Source organism: Leisingera sp. M527 (assembly GCF_025141525.1).
Classification (GTDB): domain Bacteria; phylum Pseudomonadota; class Alphaproteobacteria; order Rhodobacterales; family Rhodobacteraceae; genus Leisingera.
This window is the reverse complement of the sequence record NZ_CP081037.1, coordinates 2057646-2078941: the sequence shown is the minus strand read 5'-3', so window position 1 is coordinate 2078941 and position 21296 is coordinate 2057646. Positions and strand designations below refer to the sequence as shown.

The window sequence follows — 21296 nt, the reverse complement described above, 5'->3', positions numbered from 1 at the left end:
GCGTGTTCTCTGGCGGTTCCCCAATCTGTTCGCAAATGTTCTCAAAAAGTTCTTTACAGGCGTTCTTGAAAATGAGAACAAAGAGGCAACAAACTTGCCAGAGAGCGAAGAGACTGACCGGAGGAGGTCCGAGCCATGATTACACAGATCAAAACCACCATGCAGAACGCCCATTCGACCCTGCTGGAGGACGCCATAGGCGCGGCCTCGCTGATGGTGATGCTGGTGGCGGCGTTGCATCTTCCAGGGCTGTTCTGATCCGCTTTTCCCATTCCTGATTGCATCTGCTGTGCCGGGCCGGCCCTTTCCTGTCCCGGACTGCCCGAGGGATCAACCGCCTGTCCCGATCCCCACTTGGATTGCCTCAATATCCAGCCTGGCCGGCCCGGGTCCCGCACAGCAGAGCATGACTGCCGCCGCCATCCTGCCCGGATGCGCGGCGGTCTTTTTATTTGAGGGGAGAGTGATCACACAGCGTAATGATTTGCACAGGTGCAGGTCGCGTTGCGATTATTTGGGCTGCCTGTGCAGGGCCGCAAAAGGCCGCGTCAGGCGCAGCGCTCCTTGGCGGCGGTCTGCATGGCTTCCAGCGTTGCCTCCAGCGCCAGCATGATCGAGGCGTGGCGGTTCTTGAACTCGCGGGCAGGCTGCAGAACTTCCAATCCGTCAAAAGGCGCGTCCGGCACCGGGCCGTTCTGGGTCAGCATCGCCTTCAGCTGGTCGCGGGCGGTCTCAACCTCTTCCAGCGAGCGGCCGATGACATGGGCGCCCACCACTGCCGCCGAGGCCTGTCCCAGCGCGCAAGCCTTTACGTCCTGGCCGAAATCCGCGATTCTCCCGTCTTCCACAGAAACATCGACGGTCACGGCAGAGCCGCAAAGCGGCGAGCGTTTCTTGACAGTGGCGCTGGGGGATTCAAGCCTGTCGAGATGTGGGATATCCGCGGCCAGCGCCAGAATCCGGGTGGAGTACAGTTTGATCAGATCACTTTCGCCAGCCATGTCTTTCCCGGGCTTTCCCTGCTTGGTTCTTCCCCATACATAGGGAGCCGAACAGCAGATGCAAAAGGTTTTTATCCATGACTATTGCCGCGTCCTTTGATCCCGCCAGCCTGGTGTACAATGATGCCGGGCTGATCCCTTGCATTGCGCAGGATGAGGCTTCGGGCGAAGTTCTGATGATGGCCTGGATGAATGCCGATGCGGTGGTCCGCACGCTGGAGACCAGGCATGTGACCTATTGGTCGCGGTCGCGCCAGGCATTTTGGGTGAAGGGGGAAACCTCGGGCCACGTGCAGGAACTGATAGACCTGCGGGTGGATTGCGACCGGGATTGCCTGCTGGCGCTGGTGCGTCAGACCGGGGCGGCCTGCCATACCAACCGGCGGACCTGTTTTTATACTGCGGTGCGCGCTGGCGAAGAGATTGAGCTGATGAAGCCGATGGGCTGAACAAGGATACGGCCCTGGCGGGCCGTGCCTCCGGCGGGGATATTTTCAGCCAGAAGAAGCGGGCAGGCCGGCCATTTCGCGGATGTCCTGCGGGGTAGCCCCCTCGGCGCGGTATTTGGCGATGGCGCGGGCATCGTCGCGTTTGGCAAGGCGCTTGCCATGCGCATCGCGGATCAGGCGGTGGTGGTGGTAGATTGGAGTCGGTAGTCCGAGCAGGCTTTGCAACAGCACGTGGATCTGTGTGGCCTCAAAAAGATCCGCACCGCGTACTGCATGTGTGATGCCTTGATCCGCGTCATCCACAACAACGGACAGATGGTAGGATGTGCCCATATTCCGGCGCACCAGGATGATGTCGCCAACGGCCATGATCAATTGTTCCGGGTCCAGGTGATGGATGCCTTCGAACTCCGGGCTGGTTTCCGTGAAGCTGCGTAAATCAGCTGCTTGGACGGCTTTCATCATGTTCAACCGGATCACGTCCTTGTCCGTGGCCTCGGATGTCAGGCGCGCGCGGCAGGTGCCTGGGTAGATGCGCCCGTCGGGGCCGAATTGCGGAACCCCTTCTTGCGGGGCGCCTGCGGCGTTCTCGATATCGGCACGGTTGCAGCGGCAGGGATAGGTCAGGCCCATCACTGTCAATTGGTCCAGTGCGGTGCGGTAACGGGGCAGGTGGTCCGACTGGCGCATTACCGGCAGCGGCCATGTCAGGCCGAGCCACTCGAGATCCTCAAAAATCTGCGCCTCCCATTCGGGGCGCGCGCGGGACTGATCGATATCTTCGATACGCAGCAGAAAGCTGCCGCCTTCCGCCATGGCCATATCATGCGCCAGGATGGCGGAATAGGCGTGGCCCAGATGCAGCGGTCCGGTTGGAGATGGCGCAAAACGGGTGGTGAATGTCACGTTTTTTCAATTACATATACGGTGGACTTCAAGTTGATTCCAGGGAGGTGGTCGCCGTGCTCCCGGAATAACAGCCGGGCGGCCGAACAGTCCAGCCATTCATTGAGTTTGCCGGTATAGGCCCGGTCTTCCAGCGCGTGATCATTGTAGGAAAAGGCAAACAGCCCGCCGCGCGGCAAGGCATGCAGGATCATGTCGAATACCGCTGGCGGGGCTGCGCCAGTGCCCAGAACGCCGCAGCCGGTGATCTGGCGGTAGGCGCCTTGCGGGATCGGCTTGCTGTCCATGACGTCAATCTGTGTCAATGTGCGGTAGACGCCCTTGCTGCGGGCCTGGGTGAGCATTTCGTCAGACGGTTCCATACCATCCACGGTGTCAAACCCCTGCAACCGCAGGGCCAGGCCTGCCAGGCCGGTGCCACAGCCGAAATCGAGAACGGGCACATTCATGTCCGGCTGGAACTTTGCCAAGGCTTCGGCGATACGGCCCGGTGTGGCGTAACCGTTCTCGGCGATCTCGGCGTCGTAGGAAGCGGCCCATTGGTTGTAGTGCTCCAGGGTCGCTTCCGGTGTTTCAAGGTCGTAGGCCTTGTCCAGAAACTTTTCGCTCATGCTGCAAGTTTAGGCCCGGCAGCCGCAGTCCGTCTAGGAAAAGTTGCTGAGCCACTGTTGCCAGACATCCTTGGCGCGGTCGGTATAGGCCTTGTAGCGGTCCTTGCGGCCGCGGCGGCCGCCCTTCAGACCGTCAACCGGACGGAACAGGCCGAAGTTCACGTTCATCGGCTGAAACGTCTTGGCCTCGGCGCCGCCGGTGATGTGATGGATCAACGCGCCCATGGCACTGTCCTGCGGAACTTCCGGCAGGTCCTGACCAAGGATTTCCGCAGCAGCCAGCCGGCCTGCCAGCAGTCCCATTGCTGCACTTTCCACGTACCCCTCGACGCCGGTGATCTGGCCGGCAAAGCGAATGTTGGGTTTTGATTTCAACCGCATCTGCGCATCCAGCAGAGTGGGGGAGTTCAAAAACGTGTTGCGGTGGATGCCGCCAAGGCGGGCAAAGCTGGCGTTCTCCAGCCCGGGGATCATCTTGAACACGTCTGTCTGGGCGCCGTATTTCATCTTGGTCTGGAAACCGACGATGTTGAACAGCGTCCCCAGCGCGTTGTCGCGGCGCAGTTGCACCACCGCATGGGCCTTGACGTCAGGCTGATGCGGATTGGTCAGACCCACCGGCTTCATCGGGCCAAAGCGCAGGGTCTCGCGGCCGCGATCTGCCATTACCTCGATCGGCAGGCAGCCATCGAAATACCCGGCGGTCTCGCCCTCGTGAAACTCAGTTTTGTCAGCTGACAATAATGCGTCGATAAAGGCTTCGTACTGGTCCTTGTCCATCGGGCAGTTGAGGTAGGCAGTGCGTTCTTCCTCGGTCTCGCCCTTGTCATAGCGCGACTGCATCCAGGCCTGGGACATGTCGATGCTTTCCGCATAGACAATCGGCGCGATGGCATCGAAAAACGCCAGTGCCTCGGCGCCGGTTTCCGCCTGGATTGCCTGCCCCAGTTCCGGTGATGTCAGCGGACCGGTGGCAAAGATCCAGTGGCCGTCCACAGGCAGTTCAGTGATCTCTTCGTAAGAGACCGACACATTCGGATGCGCCTTCAGCTTAGCCGTCACAGTTTCGGCAAAGGGATCGCGGTCCACCGCCAGCGCACCGCCGGCGGGCAGACGGTGTTTGTCCGCGGTGGCCATGATCAACCCGCCTGCTGCGCGCATTTCCCAATGCAGCAGGCCTACAGCGTTCTGTTCGTCATCATCCGAGCGGAAGGAGTTGGAACAGACCATCTCGCCCAGGTTGCCGGTCTGATGGGCAAAGGTCTCTACCTTGGGGCGCATTTCGTGGATCACCACGGATACGCCCATGTTCGCCGCCTGCCAGGCAGCCTCGGACCCGGCCATGCCGCCGCCCACGATATGCAATGTCTGTGCCGAATGATCTGTCATGCCCGCCACATAGGGCAGGGGGAGGGGTTGCGCAACAGGCTTGGCGGTCGAACCCGTGCCGCAGAGCCGCCGCAAATCGCACAGAATTTGTTGGCTGAATGTGATCTGACCGGGAGGGAGGGAAATTTGGGGCCGCCGCTGCGGGAATGGTCACCGGTGAGAGAGAACCGGTTGGAGGGACCCTTCCGCAGCAGCAGCCCAAATTGTGCCGGTCAGTGACTAATCAGCGACCGTGCCCAATCTTTGCCATCTTTCCGCCCGAATTGAAAGGCGTTTGGCTGGCGTCTTAAGGAAACAATATGTGCGGATTGGTAAACAAAGCCTAAAATTTTCGGAGAATTCCGGGGGTCAGGCCGGAATTCCCGAAAAATCCTCCCGACGCATCAGCTTTCCTGCCAGTCGGGGGCGCGTTTTTCGATAAAGGCGGCCATGCCTTCGATGGTGTCGCGGTACATCAGATTTTCGACAATCACTCCGCTGGTATAGGCATAGGCCTGATCCAGCGGCATTTGCAGCTGCTGATAAAATGCCTGTTTGCCGATTTTAACAGCCGAGCCGAGTTTTGCGGCGATGGTTTCCGCCAGCCGGGCGGTTTCGTCCTCCAGCTCCTCCAGCGGCACGGCGCGGTTGGCCAGACCCAGGTCCACCGCGCGGGCGGCATTGATGAACTCGCCGGTGGTCAGCAGCTCAAACGCCTGCTTGCGCGGGATATTGCGGGACAGGGCCACCATCGGTGTGGAGCAGAACAACCCGATGTTCACCCCGTTGACGCCGAATTTGGTGTCCTCTGCCGCCACCGCCAGATCGCAAGAGGCAACCAGCTGGCAGCCTGCTGCCGTGGCGATACCATGGACCTGGGCAATCACCACCTGGGGCAGCGACTGCAGCCCTGTCATCACGCTGGTGCAGCGGGCAAACAGGTCTTGAAAGTAAGCCTTGCCGCCGTCCGCCGCGGCGCGGCCTGCGGTCATCTGTTTGATGTCATGGCCCGCACAGAACCCTTTGCCGGTGCCGGACAGGATCACCACCTTGATACTGCTGTCTTCGCGCAGGGCGTCGATCTGCGCCTGCAGGGCCGCCAGCATCTCGTCCGACAGGGCGTTCAGTTTTTCCGGCGTGTTCATCTTCAGCCGGGCAATGCCGCCCGTGTCGTGACGTTCCAGAATTGTCATCTTGCCCTCCTCGCAATTCTCGGGGCAACTCTATGCAGGGATAGGGGAAAGGGAAAGCATGACGCTGGCATTTGATGTCGCAGGTCTGACGGATTACCTGCACGAGATTTTTCCGCAGGTAAAAGACGATTTCGCCATCGACGCGATGGATGAGCAGGGCCTGCGGATGCGGCTTTTGACAGCCGAGCGGCATTTGCGGCCCGGCGGCACGGTATCGGGCCCGTCGATGTTTGCACTGGCGGATTGCGCGATCTATGCGCTGCTCCTGTCGCGATTGGGGCGCGAGGCGCTGGCCGTCACCACCAATTGTTCGCTGGATTTCATGCGCAAACCCGTGGCCGGCGCGGATATCATCGCCGAGGCGCGGCTGTTGAAGCTGGGCCGGGTTTTGGCGGTTGCCGATGTGCTGATGTATTCCGAAGGGCTGGCAGAGCCGGTGGCGCGCGCCAGCATGACATATTCGATCCCGCCTAAGCGTTAACCGCAGTGGCAAAGGGCTGACCGACTTTCACCAGCGTCTCCCGGCCTTTGGCGCTGTTTGCCACCAGATCGTCGGAGAAACGGATCTTGCCGGGTTCAAACACCACCACCACGGTGGAGCCGCCGAATTTGAAGTAACCCTTCTCGTCCATCTTCTGCACGTCGCCAGCGGTACGGGTGTTGACGATGCTGCCGACACCAAAGGCGCCGACCTCGACAAAACAATAGGTGCCCAGCGTTTCGGTCTCGATCAGGGTCCAGCTGCGTTTGTTCTCGCCGAACACATCCGGCCCGGCCCCCAGCGCAATCGGGTTCACCGAATGCAGCGCGCCGGCAATGTCCTGGGCGCCATTGATCCGGCCAGCGGCAGGAAAGTGGTATCTGTGATAATCCGCCGGGCACAGCCGCACGATGGCCAGGGCGCCGCCGATGAAGCGATCGGCGATGCCTGGCAGCATGGTGCGGACAGACATCGGGTGGCCTTTGACGGGCACAAATATGTCCTCGGCCAATTCCGGGAACACCAGCACCCGGCCATCGGCAGGGGAGACAACGTCCTTGGGGTCGGTGCTGAAGGGGCGCACTTCGGGTTTCAGGTGGCGGACAAAGAATTCATTGAAACAGGAGAAACTCTCAGTGTCGGCAGAAGCTTCGGTCATGTCGATCGACAGGCCTTCTATCACCGCCTTGATCTTGCTCTTGGAGAACCGCGAGTTGAACCAGGTGCCCATCAGACGGCTGATGAGGGGCGATCGAAACAGCAGTTTCTCGATGGGCCGGGCACTGGCGTTCTGATAGGCCCAGCGAATCCATTTCTCGCCGAGCACGGCCTCTTCAAAGGTCTCGCCGGTGTCGCGGTCAACAACAAGGATGGGATCGCGCTTCATAGGGCCTGCCACGTCTGGTTTCTGCTCCGCCGCGCCTAGCAAGAAGCGGCGGCGGGGCCAAGGCCGGAATTGGGTCGCAACGCCGGGGCCGGGACCGTTCAGGGGCCGGGGGCCGTCTTGCGAATGCGCCAGTGGAGCTTTTGCGGCAGAAAAGTGCCTTAGCACCGGATGCGCGACGCTTGCCCGCTAGGCGGGCGGAATTGCTTTTCCAAAAAAGAGAAAGGGGGCCGCCGCCCCCTTGTCCCTGATGTTCTTTAGGGGAACAGCTTCTTCACGTAGTTCGGCAAGGCAAAGGCGGCCTTGTGGATCTCCGGATTGTAATATCCGGTCTCGATCCCGGCGGCGGCAAAGCGTGCCTCTAGATCCGCAAGGCTCACGTTACGGGCCTTGTCCGAGTGGCTGCCCCAGCCAAACGCCATCGGCCCGCCGGCATAGGTTGGCACTGACGCCAGATAACAGGACGCATCGGCGAACAGCGCCTGGAAGGCGCGCAGGGTGCCGGTCAGCTCGTCACCCTGCATGAACGGCACGCCGTTTTGCGTTACGATGATGCCGTCTTCGGTCAGCGAACGGGCCGCGTGGCCATAGAAGGTGTCGGTGAACAGCACTTCGCCGGGGCCGATCGGGTCGGTCGAATCGACGATGATCACATCGAACTTTCCGGTATTCTCTTTCATGAAGAGCGCACCGTCGTTGATCACCAGATTGAGGCGCGGATCGTCGAAGGCGCCGTCGCTCAGCATCGGCAGGTATTCTTTCGAGAAATCCACCACGCCGCCGTCGATCTCCACCATTGTGACATGTTCGACCGACGTGTGGCGCAGCGCCTCGCGGGCCATTCCGCCGTCGCCGCCGCCGATGATCAGCACGCGTTTTGCGGCACCATGCGCCAGGATCGGCACGTGGGTCAGCATCTCGTGGTAGATGAAGTTGTCGCCTTCGGTGGTCTGCACCACGTCGTCCAGTGTCAGGATGCGGCCGAATTGGCCGTTCTGGAACACTTTCAGGCGCTGATGCTCGGTGTTGCTGTCATACAGCATTTCGTCCACGCGCAGGGCCTGGGCGTAATGCGAGTGCAGGCTTTCCGTCACCCACTCCGGTTTGCTGGCACTGCTCATGCCGCAACCTCTTTGGCGATCAGTTCCTCTCCGCGCAGCAGTTCGCGCACTTCCACCATGTCAGTGTTGAAGGCCTCTTTCAGCACGCCGACGGCTTTCCACGGCTCGGCATCGCCGCACATGAAGACGTCAAAGGCGCCATAGCCGATTTCAGGCCATGTGTGCACAGAGATATGGCTTTCCGCCAGCACGGCCACGCCGGAGACGCCCTGGGGCGAAAACTTGTGGGTGTGGATGTGCAGCAGGGTGGCGCCGCAAACGTCAACGCAGTCGCGGAACGCTTTCTGGATGCGGGCTTCGCAGTCCAGGCCGGTGCCTTTCATTACTTCGATGATCAGATGGGTCCCAGCAAACACCTTGCCATCCTTGCGGATGAAATGGTCTTCGCGGTCCGAGTCCACAACGGAGTCGATATTCGCGGCTGTTACACCGCGGGCGGTATCTTCCTCATGGGCGCCTGTCTCCAGACCGATCCCCAGTTGGAAGAGGTTGGCGTCTTTCATGACACTCCCCTTCGTTCCAGTAGATTGCAATCCAGCCGGTTCCTTAGCGCCCCCCCGAATAAGGGTCCGGGGTTGGGATCGGTACCGAAAGTGAGGGGCATTTAGGCCGGGGGGGAGATTCGATCAACCTTTAATTTTTGCATAGCCGGTAACGCGCAAGGACCTGCATCCTGCGGATCATGAGGGCGGGCAAAAAAAAGGGCCGGGGCGAACCCCGGCCGTCAGGTTGTTCTATTGCCCAGGGGATCATGGGCGCCAGAACGGAAGAGTGGCTTCATAATGGGCGTCCTGGCGGCTCAGCCCGATGTCCTTAAGCTGTGCTGCGCTCAGGTGTTTCAGATGGGTCCTTGTGCGGCGGCGCAGGCTCCACTTGGTGACCAGCACAGCAAAGAGGACGGCCCATTGCGCCAGCACCGGCAGGCCCGGGCGGCTGATCAGATAGGACATGTTCGAGTGTGCCATTTGCGTGTGCTGTACCATGGGAGGCTTCCTGTATTGTGTTGATACAATCCTGTTGATTTGTCGTGATGTTTTGATACAAAGGGGTAAGCGTGTTGTCCAAGGATGGATTGTAATGGGTACAATTTGGCCGCAAAGCCTGAGTGAGACAAAAGGTCCCAAGTATAAAAAGGTGGCAGATACAATCCGGTCTGCTGTCGAATTGGGCAGTTTGAAAATTGGTACAAAGCTGCCGCCAGTGCGCGATCTTGCGTATCAATTGAGCATTACACCCGGCACCGTAGCCCGCGCCTACAGCATTCTGACCGATGAAGGCGTGCTGGAGGCCGAGGTTGGGCGCGGCACCTTTGTAGCCGAAAAGAAAAAGCCGGTGCCCGATGACGTATGGTCGCGGGAGCTGCATTTGCTGGAAGCGCGCGATCCCGGCCATGTCAGCCTGTTCAGCCCGCGGATTGCCGATATGGGGCAGGTGGCCGCGGTGCGCGAGGCGCTGCACAAGGTGGCGGAAGGCGAGGCACGCAATTTCCTGAATTATCCGACCCGCGACGCCTATCTGCCGGTGCGCCAGGCGGCGGCGGCCTGGGTGGGGCAGTCGCCGGTCGGCATGGTCACAGAAAACGACATTGTCCTGACACATGGCGGTCAGAACGGGCTGATGGTGGTTCTGCAAGCGATCCTCGAGGGGCCGCAGCCGGTGATCATGGTTGAGGATCTGACCTATGCCGGGTTCCGCCGTGCCGCGGAACTGCTGCGGGCGCAGGTGGTCGAGGTTGCCATGGATGAACACGGCATCCGGCCGGATTCAATGGAACTGGCGATCCGCAAGACCGGCGCCACGGTGCTGTGCACCAGCCCTGAGGTGCATAATCCGACCGGGCTGCACACGCCGCTGGGGCGCCGCAAGGAGATTGTCCGCATTGCCCGCCGCCACGGGGTGCAGATCGTCGAGGATGACTGCTACCGGTTGGGCGAGTCGCGCGCACCCAGCTACCGGTCGCTGGCGCCGGAGCTTGCCTGGCATGTGTCCTCGATCTCCAAGATCCTGACACCAGCCCTTCGCGTCGGCTTTGCGCTGGCGCCCGAGGGCCGGTCCACGGACCTGCGGCGGGTGGCGGAACACGGGTATTTCGGCCTGGCGCAGCCGCTGGCAGATCTGGTGCGGATCCTGCTCAGCGATCCGCGGCTGCCTGATCTGGTGGCGGCGGTGCGCGGGGAAATGGCCCGCTATGTCCGGGTCGCGGTCAATGCGCTTGGCGGGTTTGATCTGACCTGGAATCCGGATGTGCCCTTTGTCTGGCTGCGGCTGCCCTCGGGCTGGCGCGCTGCCGCTTTCACCCGCGCCGCAGAATCAAACGGTGTTCAGATCCGCTCGGCAGATGAATTTGCCCTACGCGACGGCCGCGCGCCGCATGCGGTGCGCATCGCCATCAACGCGCATGTGCCGCTGAAACAGTTCGAGGAGGCGATGCTGCGCCTGCGTGCCCTGCTGGACAACCCGCCCGAGCAGATCAGCGTCTGATTTTTGGGGTATTATTATACCTAATTTGTAAGATGTTGAATTTGCTATGTTTATTGTTGATTGCCGCTGTTGACGCGGCTTTGTGATCGCCGTAAACCCCCTCCATCGCATTCAGGCGTTTCCTTTCGGGGAATCTGCCGTCACGACAAACAGGATTGACCTGCCATGAAAACCTTCTCTGCTACTCCGGCAGACATCGAGAAGAAGTGGATCCTGATCGACGCCGAGGGCGTTGTTCTGGGCCGTCTTGCTTCCATCGTCGCCATGCGCCTGCGTGGTAAGCACAAAGCGTCCTTCACTCCGCATATGGATATGGGCGACAACGTGATCATCATCAATGCCGAAAAGGTGCAGATGACCGGCAAGAAGCGCGAAGAGCACTTCTACTGGCACACTGGCCACCCGGGCGGCATCAAATCGCGCACCAAACAGGAAATCCTGGAAGGCAAGCACCCCGAGCGCGTTGTGACCCAAGCGGTCAAGCGCATGCTGCCGGGCAACCGTCTGAGCCGTCAGATCATGACCAATCTGCGTGTCTATGCCGGTGCCGAGCACCCGCATGAAGCACAGGCCCCCGAAGTTCTGGATGTTGCATCCATGAACAAGAAAAACACCCGGAGCTAATGTAGATGTCTGATCAGATCAACACTCTTGAAGAGCTCGCAGCTGCAACCGGTGTGGAAGCAGTGGCCGAAGAAACCATCACACGTGAGCCGGTTCGCGATGAACTGGGCCGCGCCTATGCCACCGGCAAGCGTAAAGACGCTGTTGCCCGTGTCTGGATCAAGCCGGGCTCCGGCAAGGTCGAAGTGAACGGTTTGGAAATCAACAAATACTTCGCCCGTCCGGTGCTGCAGATGATCCTGCGCCAGCCGTTCCAGGTTGCCGGTGTTGAAGGCGAATTCGACGTCTACGCTACCGTCAAAGGCGGCGGCCTGTCCGGTCAGGCCGGTGCGGTCAAGCACGGCGTCTCCAAAGCGCTGCAGCTGTATAATCCCGCTCTGCGCGGCGCGCTGAAAGCGGCTGGCTTCCTGACCCGCGACAGCCGTGTTGTGGAACGGAAGAAATACGGTAAGGCCAAAGCCCGTAAGAGCTTCCAGTTCTCCAAGCGTTAAGCTTGCACAGAAACAGAACTGCAAAAGGGCCGCTCTTGAAGCGGCCCTTTTTGTGTTTGGAATACGCAAATTTCCTGCACCGTTAACTTTTTTCAAAAAATGCCGTAACATGGGCGGACCGCTTCCTGTTGGGGGAACGCTGCCATGGCGCAAACCATCTATGAGAAATACGGCGGATTCAGCGCCATCAGCCGGGTCGTGATGACCTTTTATGAGTTGGCGCTTGAGTCCGATCAGATCGGCGACTACTTCGCCGATGTCGATATGGCGCGGCTGATCGACCATCAGACCAAGTTCATTTCCTCGCTGCTGGGCGGGCCTGCATCCTTCAGTGATGAGCGGCTGGAGGCGGTGCACCGGGCCCTGGCCATAACCCATGATGACTTTGATGAAATGGGCGCGTTGCTGAAAGACGCGCTGGAGCAGCACGGGCTGTCCGAGCCGGACGTGCGGGCCACGCTTGCCGCAATTGAAAGCAAGCGCAACGTCATCGTCCACCGGGACGCCGCATGAGCATTGCTGCCATCAACGAGCAGCTGCTGCGCGCCGTTGGCGTCGGAGTTGCCGTAGTACGCGCTTCTGATCTGGGGTTTGTCTTTCACAATCAACCCTTTGCTGAGTGGTTTGGCACACCCGGCCCGGATGCGGCCCTTACGGATGCCATCGAAGGGTTGCAGCCACAGGATCTTGGCCCGCTGTGCGATGAAGGGCTGCGCTATTCTGCGGAGCTGAAAATCAAGCGCAAGCGGCGGACGCTGGTCTTTGCCATCAACATCTCCCAGGCCAGCCATCTGGACGAGGCGCTGTTGGTAGTGGAATGCCAGAACATCACCCGCATCCGCGAGCTGGAAAGCATGATCGACAGCTATTCCGCCATGGTGGAGCGCAACACCCGCGAGCTGGAGCGCGAGAAGGAGCGGGTGGAACGGTTGCTGCTGAACCTGATGCCGCGCTCGGTCTATGAGGAGTTCAAGACCTTCGGCGTGGTGACACCGCAGCTTTATCCCAAAGTGTCAGTGGTGATGCTGGATTTCGTCAACTTTACGGACTTCGCATCGCGCACCGATCCAACGGTGACCTTGGGCGAGCTGAACGATATCTTCACCGCCTTTGACCGCATCGTCGAACAATACGGCTGCGAGCGGATCAAGACCATTGGCGATGCTTATCTGGCGGTGGCCGGGATGCCGGATCCTACCCCGGATCACGCCACCGCCGTGGCCCATTGCGCTACCAGGTTCCTGCGCTATCTGGACCGGCGCAACCAAAGCCACCAGCATAAATGGCAGGCGCGGATCGGGCTGGGCACCGGCTCGGCCGTCGGTTCGGTGGTCGGTATTCAGAAATACGTTTATGACGTCTTCGGCCCGGCAGTGAACCTGGCCTCGCGCCTGCAAGTCTTTGCCAACCCGATGAAAATCGTCGCGCCGGAAGAGATGAAGGAAGCCCTGTCCGAGGAATTCCGCGTCACCGACATTGGCCCCGAAGATATCAAGGGCATCGGTGAGGTGCATCTTGTCAACGTCGGTGACGAGTTGCGCGCCCCGCAGCCCAGCAGCCGGTTCTAACCGTCCGGTGCAATCAGCCCCAGTCCTCGCAAGTAGATACCGATACCGCTTTCCAGCAGGTCCTCGGGCGGGAAGGGCGAGGCGGCACCGGGCGAGTTCCGTGCATAAAGCTCCACCACTCCGTGGCTCATCGCCAGCACATGCGCCGAGAACATCGAAGCAGGCGGGCGTTTGTCTTCTGGGATATGCTGGCTGAGGTCTGCCGCCGCGCGTTCCAGGATCGCCCGTGCCCGGGCAGCAGCATCAGCCAGTTCCGGCGTCCGGTTCACCGAAATGCCGCTTTCAAACATGGCGATGTAATGGCCCGGATGCTTGCGGGCAAAGGCAAGATAGGCGCGCCCCGTAGCCTCAAACGCCGCCAGCGCCGAGGGCTGGTATTTGTCATAGGCGTGCTGCATCAGGTCGGCAAACATCGCATAGCCCTGCCGCCCGGCTTCGGCGATCAAATCCTCGCGGCCTTTGAAGTGGCGGTAGACGGCGGCGGGGGTCACTCCGGCCTGTTTGGCAGCCTCCGACAGGGTGAACCCGGTCGGGCCCTTGGCCTCGATCAGATGCAGGGCTGCTTCGACCAGCGCCTGGCGCAGATTGCCGTGATGATAGCCGCGTTTAGGCATCCCAGATATCCGGGCCTCCGCAAATTCCAGTGTCCAACTCGCCAATCGCATCGGCGTTTTTGCTTTCATAGTCAACCGCGTGCAGCACGCTGCGCATCGCCGCCAGCCGCGCCCGCCGTTTGTCATCCGAGCGGATGATGGTCCAGGGGGCCTCGGCACTGTGGCTGCGCGCAAAGGTTTCGGAAATGGCGGCGCTGTAGCCGTCCCATTTCTCCAGCCCCTTCACGTCAATCGGGCTGAGTTTCCACTGTTTCAACGGGTCGGACTCGCGCGACAGAATGCGGCGCAGCTGTTCTGCCCGGCCGACATTCAGCCAGAACTTGAACAGATGCACGCCATCCTCGGCCAGGGCCCGTTCAAACCCCGGAACCTGGCGGAAGAAGCGCTCGCGCTGCGCGTCCGTGCAGAAACCAAACACCCTTTCCACTACGCCGCGGTTGTACCAGCTGCGGTCGAAGAACACGATTTCGCCGCCCGACGGCAGGTGCTGGACATAGCGCTGAAAATACCACTGGCTTTGTTCGGCCTCGGAGGGTTTGGACAGCGCCACGATCCGCGCACCGCGGGGGTTCAGGTTCTCGCGAAAGCGCTTGATGGTGCCGCCCTTGCCTGCCGCGTCCCGGCCTTCGAACACAATGGCAATGCGGGCGCCGCTGGATTTGACCCAGGACTGCAGCTTGACCAGTTCGATCTGCAGCGCCTCCAGCTCCGCCTCGTAGGCCTTGCGCTTCATCCGCTCCCGGTAGGGGTAGCTGGGGCTGAGGATCCCGTCTTTATCCGCGCCTTTGATGGCCTTGCGGATCTCCTCCGGCGCGCCAGTCCGGTAATAGTGGCTTATGGCCCCGTCATATGGCAGCGGCATGTGAAAAACCCTTCTGTCCTCAACCCTTTATATGGGCAAGAGGCAAGGAATGTGAATCGTTTTAACGCAATTGTGCGCGCAGTGCGGCCCGGCGTACGGCTGCGGCCACTTCTGCTGTGGCCACATGCTGCGGCATATGGCCGATACCATCCAGCAGGGTCAGCTGCGCGCCTTTCACATTCCGGGCCAGGCCTTGGGCGTGAAGCTCCGGGCTGACCAGATCGTCAGCAGTGCCGTGCAGAACTTCCACCGGAACCGGGATTTCACCATAGCGCGGCGACAGTTCGGTCACTTCCTGCAGCAGGTTTGCCCGTTGCCGGGCATTTGCGCGCAAGGACGTGCGCCGCAGCGACAGGCCAGGGCCAAAATGTGCCGCATATCCTTCCGGCACGGCTTGCGGCGCAAAGACCTCCTGCAGCGATCGGGACACAGCATTGTCCGGCACAAAGGCGGTCAGCAAGGGCACCGCCACCATACTGCCAGCACGCGAGGAGGTGACCCGGTACAGCGGGTCCAGCGGCGTGGTCCAAGGATAGGCGACGCCGGACACAGTCACCAGCGCCGAGATACTGTCCGGGTGGTCCACCGCCCAGGCCAGCGCAACCGCGCCGCCATAGCTTTGGCCCAGCACAATCGGCCTGTCCGCCCCCATTTGCGCCGCGGCCTGGCGCAGCAGGGCAGCCTGCTGGCGGATGGTCGCCCCGGTGCCATTGATGCGGTCTGAATACCCCAGTCCGGGCCGGTCGAATATCAGGATACGGAAGTCCTCTGCCAAAGCCGGTGCCAGCCGGAAGGTCATATCGCGTGTACTGCCGCTGGAGCCGTGGATCAGCACCAGATCCGGCGCGCTGCCTTTGGGCCGGCCCATCTCTACCACATGCACCCGGTGGCTGCCCGCCACCAGGGTTTGTCCCAATGGCGGGTGGCTTGCGACAGCCGCTGCCTCGCGGCGGCCCGCCTGCCAGTTGGTCAGCGCAGCGGCGGCCGCCAGTGCAAGGCCTGCGTAAACCAGCACCTTAGCGGCCGATCTGATCCATTTCATAAGGCGTGGTCTGGTAGATCTCATTGATCCAATTGCCATAAAGAAGATGCGCGTGGCTGCGCCAGCGGTTTTGCGGCGGCTGGCTGGGATCATCGTCCGGATAGTAGTTGCCCGGCACGTTGATCGTGGTGCCATTGGCCACGTCGCGGTCGTATTCCTGCTTCAGCGTATCATTGTCATACTCAAAATGGTTAAAGATATAGAGCGCGTTGTGCGCCTTGTCCTCAACCAGGCAGGGGCCGACTTCGTCGCTGCCCAGCAGCGTCTTCAGCCCTGGTGCTGCACTGATTTCGGCCTGCTTCATCTCGGTCCAGCGGCTGACCGGGATCACAAAATCGTCCGAAAACCCGCGCAAATAGGGCGAAGCCGGCGCCAGGTTCCGGTGCCGGAAGCAGCCGAACGCCTTGTGATCCAGCATATGTTTCTTCACGCCGTGGAAATGGTTGATCATCGCCATGCCGCCCCAGCAGACGCCAAAGGTGGAATGCACGTTGGTCTGGGTCCATTCGAACACCTCGCGCATCTCCTCCCAATAGGTCACCTCGGGGAAGTCGAGATGCTCAATCGGGGCGCCGGTGATGATCAGCCCGTCGAACTTCTCGTTCTTCACTTCCTGGAAGGAGTGGTAAAATTCGGCCATATGCTCAGCCGCGGTGTTCCTGGTCTGATGCTCGGTCATCCGGATCAGGCTCAGATCGATCTGCAGCGGGGTTGCTCCGATCAGCCGGGCAAACTGGTTTTCGGTCTGGATCTTCTTGGGCATCAGGTTCAGCAGGCCGATGCGGATGGGGCGGATGTCCTGACGCGCCGCCTGGTCCGGCGACATGACCATCACGCCTTCGTTCGTCAGAACGTCATAGGCGGGGAGGTCTGCGGGCATCTTGATGGGCATGTCAGTGTCCTGATTTGCGGAAGGTTGTGCGATATAGCGGAATTCGTCAGATAAGCGGCTTAGCCGCGGGCCTCAAGAGCGGAGGCGATCAAATCCTCGAAACCCGCCTCATCCTTGACGGCTGAGATCTGATCGGCGGTGACGGTAACGCCCCAATTGTCGGCCATCGCCTGATAGCGCGGCTGGCGGTGCGCCAGCGCCTGGGCATAGGTCCAGCGGATGAAAGTATCAGGGTCGACATCCCCTTCGGCTACGCCATTTTCCTGAAGATACTCTTGCCAGACCCGGTCCAGAAACTCCGGCTGATAGGACATCGGCTTGGGCGCGCGGTCGAACCGGCGCACCAGTTCTGCCGTGTGGGCCTCGCTGCCCTTGATCCAGACCATCAGCGTGTGTTTGCTGAGTTCCGACAGAACCTGATCGTTCGGGTCATTGGCATCGACCCATTCGCAGATCGACCCGCCAGTATCGCAGATGAAATTCGGATAGCCGTAAAGCTGCTGGGCGCGGCCCGCGAAGTATTCCGTATCCAGCAGCGCCCGGATTTCGGCGACCCGGAACTGTTCCTGGCGGCGCTTGTATTCGCCAATCGGCAGCCCGCCTTTGGCCTTATCGCCTGGTTTGCCCAGATAGGAGGCAACCGGGGTCAGGTTCTCAAACGTGATGTTGGAGCCGATGAAGATGGAATCCGACAGCAGAAGGTCCCGCAGGAACGGCACTTTCATCGCCTCGGCCTTGGCGTTGTCGGCGATGTATTCGCCCATGTAGCGGGTGCCGATACGGTAATCGACCGAGTAGTGGAACCAGCTGCCGGCGCCGCGCAGGATGTTGCTGACATAGGTTTTGCCAAGCCCGGACATGCCAAAGAACAGCACCCGTTTGTTGGGCGCGTCGCGCCAGTCCTGCGCAGAAGTGTAAAGCATGAGATCCCAAGTCCCTGAAGGTTTCACGCCTTGCTAATCACCTGCGGGGGCTTGGTCAATTCCGTGTGCGTTTGCGCCGCAGGACCGGTTTGCCGTTCAGGACCATAAGCCCGGCTGCCAGCAGGGCAAAACCGGCGTAGGCCTGCGGTTTCAACTCTTCTCCCAGCCACCAGGCGCCCAGCAGGATGGCAACCGGCGGAATGATCAGGGTGACCAGCATCAGGTTGCCGCTGCCCGCCAACGCTAGCACCCGGTAATACAGCAGATAGGCGCCAGCAGTGGCAATCAGCGAAAAATAGGCAATGGATAGCCAGGTGCCGGTTTCCAGGCTCAGCGAAACCGGGCCGTCAACCAGCAAGGCTGCCGGCAGCAGGCAGAGGGTGGAGCCGGTCAGCATACCGGCAGCCGCCACCTGCGGCGGCAGTCCGGACAGTTTCAGCCGCGCCCAGGCACTGGCAAAGGCATAAGACACGGTGCCGGCCAGTACTGCCAGTTGAGCGGTGCTTCGGATGTCGAAATTGGCAAATTGCTCCAGCCCGATGGCGGTGGCCACGCCGAGAAACCCCAGCGCCACTCCCAGTGCCTTGCGTGCTGTCAGCCGTTCGTCGGCAAACACCAGCGCAGCGACGATGACGCCGAAGATGGCCGTGGCCGCATTCAGGATCGAGGTAAGGCCGGTCTCAATATACAGCTGTCCCCAGGTCATCAGGCCGAAGGGGATGATGTTGTTCAAAAGGCCCATCACCAGAAAGGCGCCCCAGATACGCGGCTCCTTTGGCACCGGCAGCCGCATCAGCAGCACCACGCCCCACAGGAACAGCGCCGCCCAGCCGCAGCGATGCAGCACAAGGGTAACAACGGGGATTTCGTCCAGGGCGATGCGGATCGACAGAAACGATCCGCCCCAGATCACGCCGAGCAGTATCAGCTCGGCCCAGGCGCGGGGGGATATGGTTTTTTGAGGGCTCATGCGGATCAGTTAGCGCGCAGGGCTGATGCGAGCGACCCGGATCTTGCGGCAAAAGAAAACCCCGCCCGGAAAAGGGCGGGGCTGGAACCGGAATTGCGGCAGGATCAGAAGTGATAACCGACCTTGATGCCAACCCCGACCGAGGTGTTGTCGCCGAATTGCGAAGTCGACGCCGTCGCAGGGTCGACAACAGTTTGCGCACTGCCGACGCGGGTAACGTTGACACCGCCGGAGATGCTCATGTTGCCTTGCTTGTACTTGGCGCCGATGGTCAGACCCAAACGGCCGTCCTGCGGGCTGAGGTTGGACTGGAAGCCGCCCAGTGTTTCCTCATAGCTGACCGACACCGAGCCCGACCAGTTTTCGTTGAACTTGCGGCCCACACCCAAGGTGTAGGTGTAGCGGTCATCCGCAAAGGACACCAGCGGCCGACCAATCAGCGTGCCGGTGTAGAAGGTGGGCGAAATGTTGAACTTGGACCATTCCACCCAGCGCACGCCGCCGAACAGCAGCGTGTCCTTGGCAATGCCGGTCTGGAAATCCAGGTTTACAGCCTGCGGCGTGTTGATGGCAGTTGTCGAGGTGAACGGTGCCGGCAGGCCGCCTCCGGTTTCCGTGGTGCTGACGTCGTGGTCGATTTCCGAGAAATATGTCAGTGCAATCCGCAGTGCGATGTCCGGGCGCTCATAGGCAACACCCACCAGATACCCAAAGCTTTCATCGCGGTCGCCGCTTGCTGCATAGCCGCCGAACACAGGGATTGAGACTTCCGCCTCCATTGTCTGCAGCCGCACGCCGCCGTAGGCGCTGAAGTTCTGGTTGAACTTATAGCGCAGCACACCGGTTATCGCGTTGGAGTTAAGTTCGGCAGTTGCGCCCTGAAAGACATAGCCGGTGCCGGCGGGATACTCCACATCGGCGCCAAAGGGCTGATCGAAAATCAGCGCAAAACTCAGCTTGTCATTGATGTCGCGTTTGTAAGCCGCGCCGAGTTGCAGGTGCGAGCCGACCATGTCGCCTGAATTTGCGCCAATCGCTGTGCCTGAGACATCCGGGCTCACATGGCCGATCGAGAACTCGGCGTAAGTGCCCTCTTCAAACAATGCGCCAAGAGTTTGGCCGGAGCGGTCAACGCCGCCAGCCATGGCAACACCCGGCAGCAGCGCCAGCGCCAAGGGCGCAGCGTGGATCTTTTTCATTGGTTCCTCCCTGTACGAAAGCCTTTGCGGCTTCTTGTCACAGAACCGTAACCGGCAGGAATTTGTCAAATCAATGCTAACGGCACGGAAACCTGCCGCAATCGGTCAATCTTAAGCGGGTTTTGCGGGTTTCTTGGCAACAATGTTGAGGTAATTTGCAATGCAGATGATAGCGGCACCGCTCAGCACCCAGGCATCCAGCGCTTCGCCATAGATCACCATGCCCAGAATGGCGATGGCGGGCAGGCGGGCGAAATCCACCGGCACCACCACGCTGGCTGGCGCCAGTGACAGCGCGGTTGTCAGGCAGAAATGCGCGGTCAGCCCGGCAATGCCGATCAGCACCAGCCAGGGCACGGTGGTGGCGTCCGGCAACGCCATGTCGCCGTCCCAGCCTGCCGCCAGCAGGCCCATCACCAGCTGCATGGCGGTGAGCCAGAACAGAATAGAAGCCGTTTTTTCGTGCCGGGTCAGCCGTTTGGTCAGGATCGCGGTGAGGGCAAAGAAGATCGCGCAGCTGGCGGCGGCCCCGATACCCAGGCTCAGGGTGTCCGGGCTGGGGCGGGCTACGATCAGGATGCCGGCAAAGCCGATCGCCGCCGCCAGCATCCGGCGCCGGGTCAGCACTTCCCCCAGCAGTAGCAGCGACAGGATAATCACCCACAGCGGCGAGGTGAACTCCAAGGCAAAGACCTGGGCCAGCGGGATCAGCGTCACCGCCAGAAACCACAGGTTCTGGCCGGTGAAATGGAACAGATTGCGCACAGCGTGAACGCCCAGCCGCGCCCGGCTGACCTGATGCCATTTGCCCGTCGCCGTCAGCAGCGCCACCACGATGATCACCCCGACCAGGCTGCGGTAGGTCATGACTTCGAACGTGTCGAGGGTCAGCCCGGCCTCGCGGCCCGCAATGGCCATGGCGGAAAACGAGACAATGGCGCCGATCATCCAAAGGGCGGCTTTGGCGTTGTCAGTCATCAGTGCAGCCAATCATCGTTTTGCAAATCCACGGTGGAGGCAGCGCTCCAAGCGGCGGCCCTGAACAGGTTGAACCAGACCGCAGCGGTTTCCCGCAAGAGAATACTGAAGCTGGGCCAGCGGGTTTCTGGATCCCGGCGCACATTTTCAGATGCTGCAAGCTGCAGCCGGCGCGCTCCGGCCCAGCGGAAGGACGCCCAGGAGCGGGGCAGGTGAAAGGCCTCGCTCACCAGGATCAGGTTTTCCGATACGGGCAGCAGCGGCAAGGAAAACAGCGCGTTCTGCAGAGTCGATTGCGACTCAGGCTCAATCAGGATGGCGTCTGGCGGCACACCGAACTGTTGCGCCAGCTGCGCCATTTGCGCGCCCGCAGACGGGCCGCCCGGAATCGCGCGCCCGCCGGTGAACACCACCAGCGGTGCCCGCCCGGCGTGGTAAAGCCGGGCGCAGGTCTCAACCCGCTTTTGCGTCGGTGCGTGCAGGGAGCCATCTGCGGACATGCCGCCGCCCAGGCAGATGATTGCATTCGCTGCGGGCAATTCCGCTGGATCATTGTCCGGCCACAGGAAGGTCCAGCAAAGCACCGCCAAAAATGTAAAAAGCCCAGCGGCAGCAAACCACTGGGCCAATTTTGTGATC

The 21296-nt window shown here is 61.0% G+C and carries 26 protein-coding genes; 8 read left to right on the top strand and 18 right to left on the bottom strand.

All coding sequences use genetic code 11. The features are described 5' to 3' along the window. The first annotated feature begins 135 nt into the window (after positions 1–135). The gene (locus K3555_RS10375) at positions 136–258 is read left to right on the top strand and encodes a hypothetical protein (RefSeq protein WP_259992508.1); all 123 of its coding nucleotides are present in this window, start codon (positions 136–138) and stop codon (positions 256–258) included. Positions 259–548: 290 nt separating this feature from the next. On the opposite strand, the gene K3555_RS10370 is transcribed toward K3555_RS10375, so the two are convergent. After that, positions 549–1001 (bottom strand): iron-sulfur cluster assembly scaffold protein, encoded by a 453-nt coding sequence (locus tag K3555_RS10370; RefSeq protein WP_260008409.1) that lies wholly within the window; start codon positions 999–1001, stop codon positions 549–551. 77 nt (positions 1002–1078) lie between these two features. On the opposite strand from K3555_RS10370, the gene hisI reads away from it, so the two are divergent. Next, positions 1079–1450, top strand: coding sequence for a phosphoribosyl-AMP cyclohydrolase (hisI, locus tag K3555_RS10365; RefSeq protein WP_260008408.1), 372 nt, complete (start codon positions 1079–1081; stop codon positions 1448–1450). A 45-nt stretch (positions 1451–1495) separates the two neighbouring features. Here the strand turns inward: hisI and gluQRS are convergent, their stop codons facing one another. The 4 genes from gluQRS to K3555_RS10345 all read right to left on the bottom strand — a co-directional run bounded on the left by gluQRS (position 1496) and on the right by K3555_RS10345 (position 5528). After that, entirely contained in the window at positions 1496–2356 is an 861-nt protein-coding gene (gluQRS, locus tag K3555_RS10360) for a tRNA glutamyl-Q(34) synthetase GluQRS (RefSeq protein ID WP_260008407.1), read from the bottom strand. Continuing rightward, positions 2353–2967 (bottom strand): class I SAM-dependent methyltransferase, encoded by a 615-nt coding sequence (locus tag K3555_RS10355; RefSeq protein ID WP_260008405.1) that lies wholly within the window; start codon positions 2965–2967, stop codon positions 2353–2355. Before K3555_RS10355 ends, gluQRS begins: the two co-directional genes overlap by 4 nt. 33 nt (positions 2968–3000) lie before the next feature. Beyond that, positions 3001–4356, bottom strand: coding sequence for a methylenetetrahydrofolate--tRNA-(uracil(54)-C(5))-methyltransferase (FADH(2)-oxidizing) TrmFO (gene trmFO, locus K3555_RS10350; RefSeq protein WP_259992500.1), 1356 nt, complete (start codon positions 4354–4356; stop codon positions 3001–3003). A 383-nt stretch (positions 4357–4739) separates the two neighbouring features. Further along, the gene (locus tag K3555_RS10345; RefSeq protein WP_260008404.1) at positions 4740–5528 is read right to left on the bottom strand and encodes an enoyl-CoA hydratase; all 789 of its coding nucleotides are present in this window, start codon (positions 5526–5528) and stop codon (positions 4740–4742) included. 58 nt (positions 5529–5586) lie between these two features. Here K3555_RS10345 and K3555_RS10340 point away from each other — a divergent pair, with 58 nt between their 5' ends. After that, a complete protein-coding gene (locus K3555_RS10340) occupies positions 5587–6009 on the top strand; it encodes a PaaI family thioesterase (protein WP_129370735.1) in 423 nt (140 codons plus the stop codon). Here the strand turns inward: K3555_RS10340 and asd are convergent. The 4 genes from asd to K3555_RS10320 all read right to left on the bottom strand — a co-directional run bounded on the left by asd (position 5999) and on the right by K3555_RS10320 (position 8996). Continuing rightward, positions 5999–6895, bottom strand: coding sequence for an archaetidylserine decarboxylase (gene asd / locus K3555_RS10335; RefSeq protein ID WP_260008403.1), 897 nt, complete (start codon positions 6893–6895; stop codon positions 5999–6001). The genes K3555_RS10340 and asd overlap by 11 nt on opposite strands. A gap of 254 nt (positions 6896–7149) precedes the next feature. Further along, on the bottom strand, positions 7150–8013 hold the full coding sequence (gene speE, locus K3555_RS10330) for a polyamine aminopropyltransferase (protein WP_260008402.1): 864 nt from the start codon (positions 8011–8013) through the stop codon (positions 7150–7152). Beyond that, positions 8010–8516 carry an adenosylmethionine decarboxylase gene (gene speD / locus K3555_RS10325; RefSeq protein WP_260008401.1) on the bottom strand — a complete coding sequence of 169 codons (507 nt, stop codon included), beginning with the start codon at positions 8514–8516 and terminating at the stop codon, positions 8010–8012. Before speD ends, speE begins: the two co-directional genes overlap by 4 nt. 246 nt (positions 8517–8762) lie before the next feature. Beyond that, the gene (locus K3555_RS10320) at positions 8763–8996 is read right to left on the bottom strand and encodes a DUF1127 domain-containing protein (protein ID WP_027258807.1); all 234 of its coding nucleotides are present in this window, start codon (positions 8994–8996) and stop codon (positions 8763–8765) included. A gap of 94 nt (positions 8997–9090) precedes the next feature. On the opposite strand from K3555_RS10320, the gene K3555_RS10315 reads away from it, so the two are divergent. The 5 genes from K3555_RS10315 to K3555_RS10295 all read left to right on the top strand — a co-directional run bounded on the left by K3555_RS10315 (position 9091) and on the right by K3555_RS10295 (position 13177). Continuing rightward, the gene (locus K3555_RS10315; protein ID WP_260008400.1) at positions 9091–10494 is read left to right on the top strand and encodes a PLP-dependent aminotransferase family protein; all 1404 of its coding nucleotides are present in this window, start codon (positions 9091–9093) and stop codon (positions 10492–10494) included. 165 nt (positions 10495–10659) lie between these two features. Next, positions 10660–11118, top strand: a complete 459-nt coding sequence (rplM, locus tag K3555_RS10310; protein ID WP_129370746.1) for a 50S ribosomal protein L13 — start codon at positions 10660–10662, stop codon at positions 11116–11118. 5 nt (positions 11119–11123) lie between these two features. Further along, entirely contained in the window at positions 11124–11609 is a 486-nt protein-coding gene (gene rpsI, locus K3555_RS10305; RefSeq protein ID WP_129370747.1) for a 30S ribosomal protein S9, read from the top strand. 144 nt (positions 11610–11753) lie between these two features. Beyond that, the gene (locus K3555_RS10300; RefSeq protein WP_259999290.1) at positions 11754–12122 is read left to right on the top strand and encodes a group 1 truncated hemoglobin; all 369 of its coding nucleotides are present in this window, start codon (positions 11754–11756) and stop codon (positions 12120–12122) included. Then, positions 12119–13177 (top strand): adenylate/guanylate cyclase domain-containing protein, encoded by a 1059-nt coding sequence (locus K3555_RS10295; protein WP_260008399.1) that lies wholly within the window; start codon positions 12119–12121, stop codon positions 13175–13177. Before K3555_RS10300 ends, K3555_RS10295 begins: the two co-directional genes overlap by 4 nt. Here K3555_RS10295 and K3555_RS10290 read toward each other — a convergent pair. The 9 genes from K3555_RS10290 to K3555_RS10250 form a co-directional block, all read right to left on the bottom strand. Further along, on the bottom strand, positions 13174–13791 hold the full coding sequence (locus tag K3555_RS10290; RefSeq protein WP_027258814.1) for a TetR/AcrR family transcriptional regulator: 618 nt from the start codon (positions 13789–13791) through the stop codon (positions 13174–13176). The genes K3555_RS10295 and K3555_RS10290 overlap by 4 nt on opposite strands. Continuing rightward, positions 13784–14653: a polyphosphate kinase 2 gene (gene ppk2, locus K3555_RS10285; protein WP_260008398.1), complete on the bottom strand. Its 870-nt coding sequence runs from the start codon at positions 14651–14653 to the stop codon at positions 13784–13786. The genes K3555_RS10290 and ppk2 overlap by 8 nt, the downstream gene beginning before the upstream one ends. Positions 14654–14714: 61 nt before the next feature. Beyond that, positions 14715–15695: an alpha/beta fold hydrolase gene (locus K3555_RS10280; RefSeq protein ID WP_260008397.1), complete on the bottom strand. Its 981-nt coding sequence runs from the start codon at positions 15693–15695 to the stop codon at positions 14715–14717. Then, positions 15670–16587 carry a homoserine O-succinyltransferase gene (gene metA / locus K3555_RS10275; protein WP_260008396.1) on the bottom strand — a complete coding sequence of 306 codons (918 nt, stop codon included), beginning with the start codon at positions 16585–16587 and terminating at the stop codon, positions 15670–15672. Before metA ends, K3555_RS10280 begins: the two co-directional genes overlap by 26 nt. Before the next feature lie 59 nt (positions 16588–16646). Continuing rightward, positions 16647–17510 carry an ATPase gene (locus tag K3555_RS10270; RefSeq protein ID WP_259992428.1) on the bottom strand — a complete coding sequence of 288 codons (864 nt, stop codon included), beginning with the start codon at positions 17508–17510 and terminating at the stop codon, positions 16647–16649. 55 nt (positions 17511–17565) lie between these two features. After that, positions 17566–18480, bottom strand: coding sequence for a DMT family transporter (locus K3555_RS10265; protein ID WP_259992427.1), 915 nt, complete (start codon positions 18478–18480; stop codon positions 17566–17568). 104 nt (positions 18481–18584) lie between these two features. Beyond that, positions 18585–19679 (bottom strand): OmpP1/FadL family transporter, encoded by a 1095-nt coding sequence (locus K3555_RS10260; protein ID WP_260008395.1) that lies wholly within the window; start codon positions 19677–19679, stop codon positions 18585–18587. A gap of 111 nt (positions 19680–19790) precedes the next feature. Then, entirely contained in the window at positions 19791–20657 is an 867-nt protein-coding gene (locus K3555_RS10255; protein ID WP_260008394.1) for a DMT family transporter, read from the bottom strand. After that, positions 20657–21286 carry a YdcF family protein gene (locus tag K3555_RS10250; protein ID WP_260008393.1) on the bottom strand — a complete coding sequence of 210 codons (630 nt, stop codon included), beginning with the start codon at positions 21284–21286 and terminating at the stop codon, positions 20657–20659. Before K3555_RS10250 ends, K3555_RS10255 begins: the two co-directional genes overlap by 1 nt. Between the last annotated feature and the right edge of the window lie 10 nt (positions 21287–21296).

Bases quoted from the DNA above. Each gene is read 5' to 3' on its own strand.
- K3555_RS10375 (WP_259992508.1), top strand. From the start codon at position 136: ATGATTACACAGATCAAAACCACCATGCAGAACGCCCATTCGACCCTG.
- K3555_RS10370 (WP_260008409.1), bottom strand. From the start codon at position 1,001: ATGGCTGGCGAAAGTGATCTGATCAAACTGTACTCCACCCGGATTCTG.
- hisI (WP_260008408.1), top strand. From the start codon at position 1,079: ATGACTATTGCCGCGTCCTTTGATCCCGCCAGCCTGGTGTACAATGAT.
- K3555_RS10355 (WP_260008405.1), bottom strand. From the start codon at position 2,967: ATGAGCGAAAAGTTTCTGGACAAGGCCTACGACCTTGAAACACCGGAA.
- trmFO (WP_259992500.1), bottom strand. From the start codon at position 4,356: ATGACAGATCATTCGGCACAGACATTGCATATCGTGGGCGGCGGCATG.
- K3555_RS10345 (WP_260008404.1), bottom strand. From the start codon at position 5,528: ATGACAATTCTGGAACGTCACGACACGGGCGGCATTGCCCGGCTGAAG.
- K3555_RS10340 (WP_129370735.1), top strand. From the start codon at position 5,587: ATGACGCTGGCATTTGATGTCGCAGGTCTGACGGATTACCTGCACGAG.
- asd (WP_260008403.1), bottom strand. From the start codon at position 6,895: ATGAAGCGCGATCCCATCCTTGTTGTTGACCGCGACACCGGCGAGACC.
- speE (WP_260008402.1), bottom strand. From the start codon at position 8,013: ATGAGCAGTGCCAGCAAACCGGAGTGGGTGACGGAAAGCCTGCACTCG.
- speD (WP_260008401.1), bottom strand. From the start codon at position 8,516: ATGAAAGACGCCAACCTCTTCCAACTGGGGATCGGTCTGGAGACAGGC.
- K3555_RS10320 (WP_027258807.1), bottom strand. From the start codon at position 8,996: ATGGTACAGCACACGCAAATGGCACACTCGAACATGTCCTATCTGATC.
- K3555_RS10315 (WP_260008400.1), top strand. From the start codon at position 9,091: ATGGGTACAATTTGGCCGCAAAGCCTGAGTGAGACAAAAGGTCCCAAG.
- rplM (WP_129370746.1), top strand. From the start codon at position 10,660: ATGAAAACCTTCTCTGCTACTCCGGCAGACATCGAGAAGAAGTGGATC.
- rpsI (WP_129370747.1), top strand. From the start codon at position 11,124: ATGTCTGATCAGATCAACACTCTTGAAGAGCTCGCAGCTGCAACCGGT.
- K3555_RS10300 (WP_259999290.1), top strand. From the start codon at position 11,754: ATGGCGCAAACCATCTATGAGAAATACGGCGGATTCAGCGCCATCAGC.
- K3555_RS10295 (WP_260008399.1), top strand. From the start codon at position 12,119: ATGAGCATTGCTGCCATCAACGAGCAGCTGCTGCGCGCCGTTGGCGTC.
- K3555_RS10290 (WP_027258814.1), bottom strand. From the start codon at position 13,791: ATGCCTAAACGCGGCTATCATCACGGCAATCTGCGCCAGGCGCTGGTC.
- ppk2 (WP_260008398.1), bottom strand. From the start codon at position 14,653: ATGCCGCTGCCATATGACGGGGCCATAAGCCACTATTACCGGACTGGC.
- K3555_RS10280 (WP_260008397.1), bottom strand. From the start codon at position 15,695: ATGAAATGGATCAGATCGGCCGCTAAGGTGCTGGTTTACGCAGGCCTT.
- metA (WP_260008396.1), bottom strand. From the start codon at position 16,587: ATGCCCATCAAGATGCCCGCAGACCTCCCCGCCTATGACGTTCTGACG.
- K3555_RS10270 (WP_259992428.1), bottom strand. From the start codon at position 17,510: ATGCTTTACACTTCTGCGCAGGACTGGCGCGACGCGCCCAACAAACGG.
- K3555_RS10265 (WP_259992427.1), bottom strand. From the start codon at position 18,480: ATGAGCCCTCAAAAAACCATATCCCCCCGCGCCTGGGCCGAGCTGATA.
- K3555_RS10260 (WP_260008395.1), bottom strand. From the start codon at position 19,679: ATGAAAAAGATCCACGCTGCGCCCTTGGCGCTGGCGCTGCTGCCGGGT.
- K3555_RS10255 (WP_260008394.1), bottom strand. From the start codon at position 20,657: ATGACTGACAACGCCAAAGCCGCCCTTTGGATGATCGGCGCCATTGTC.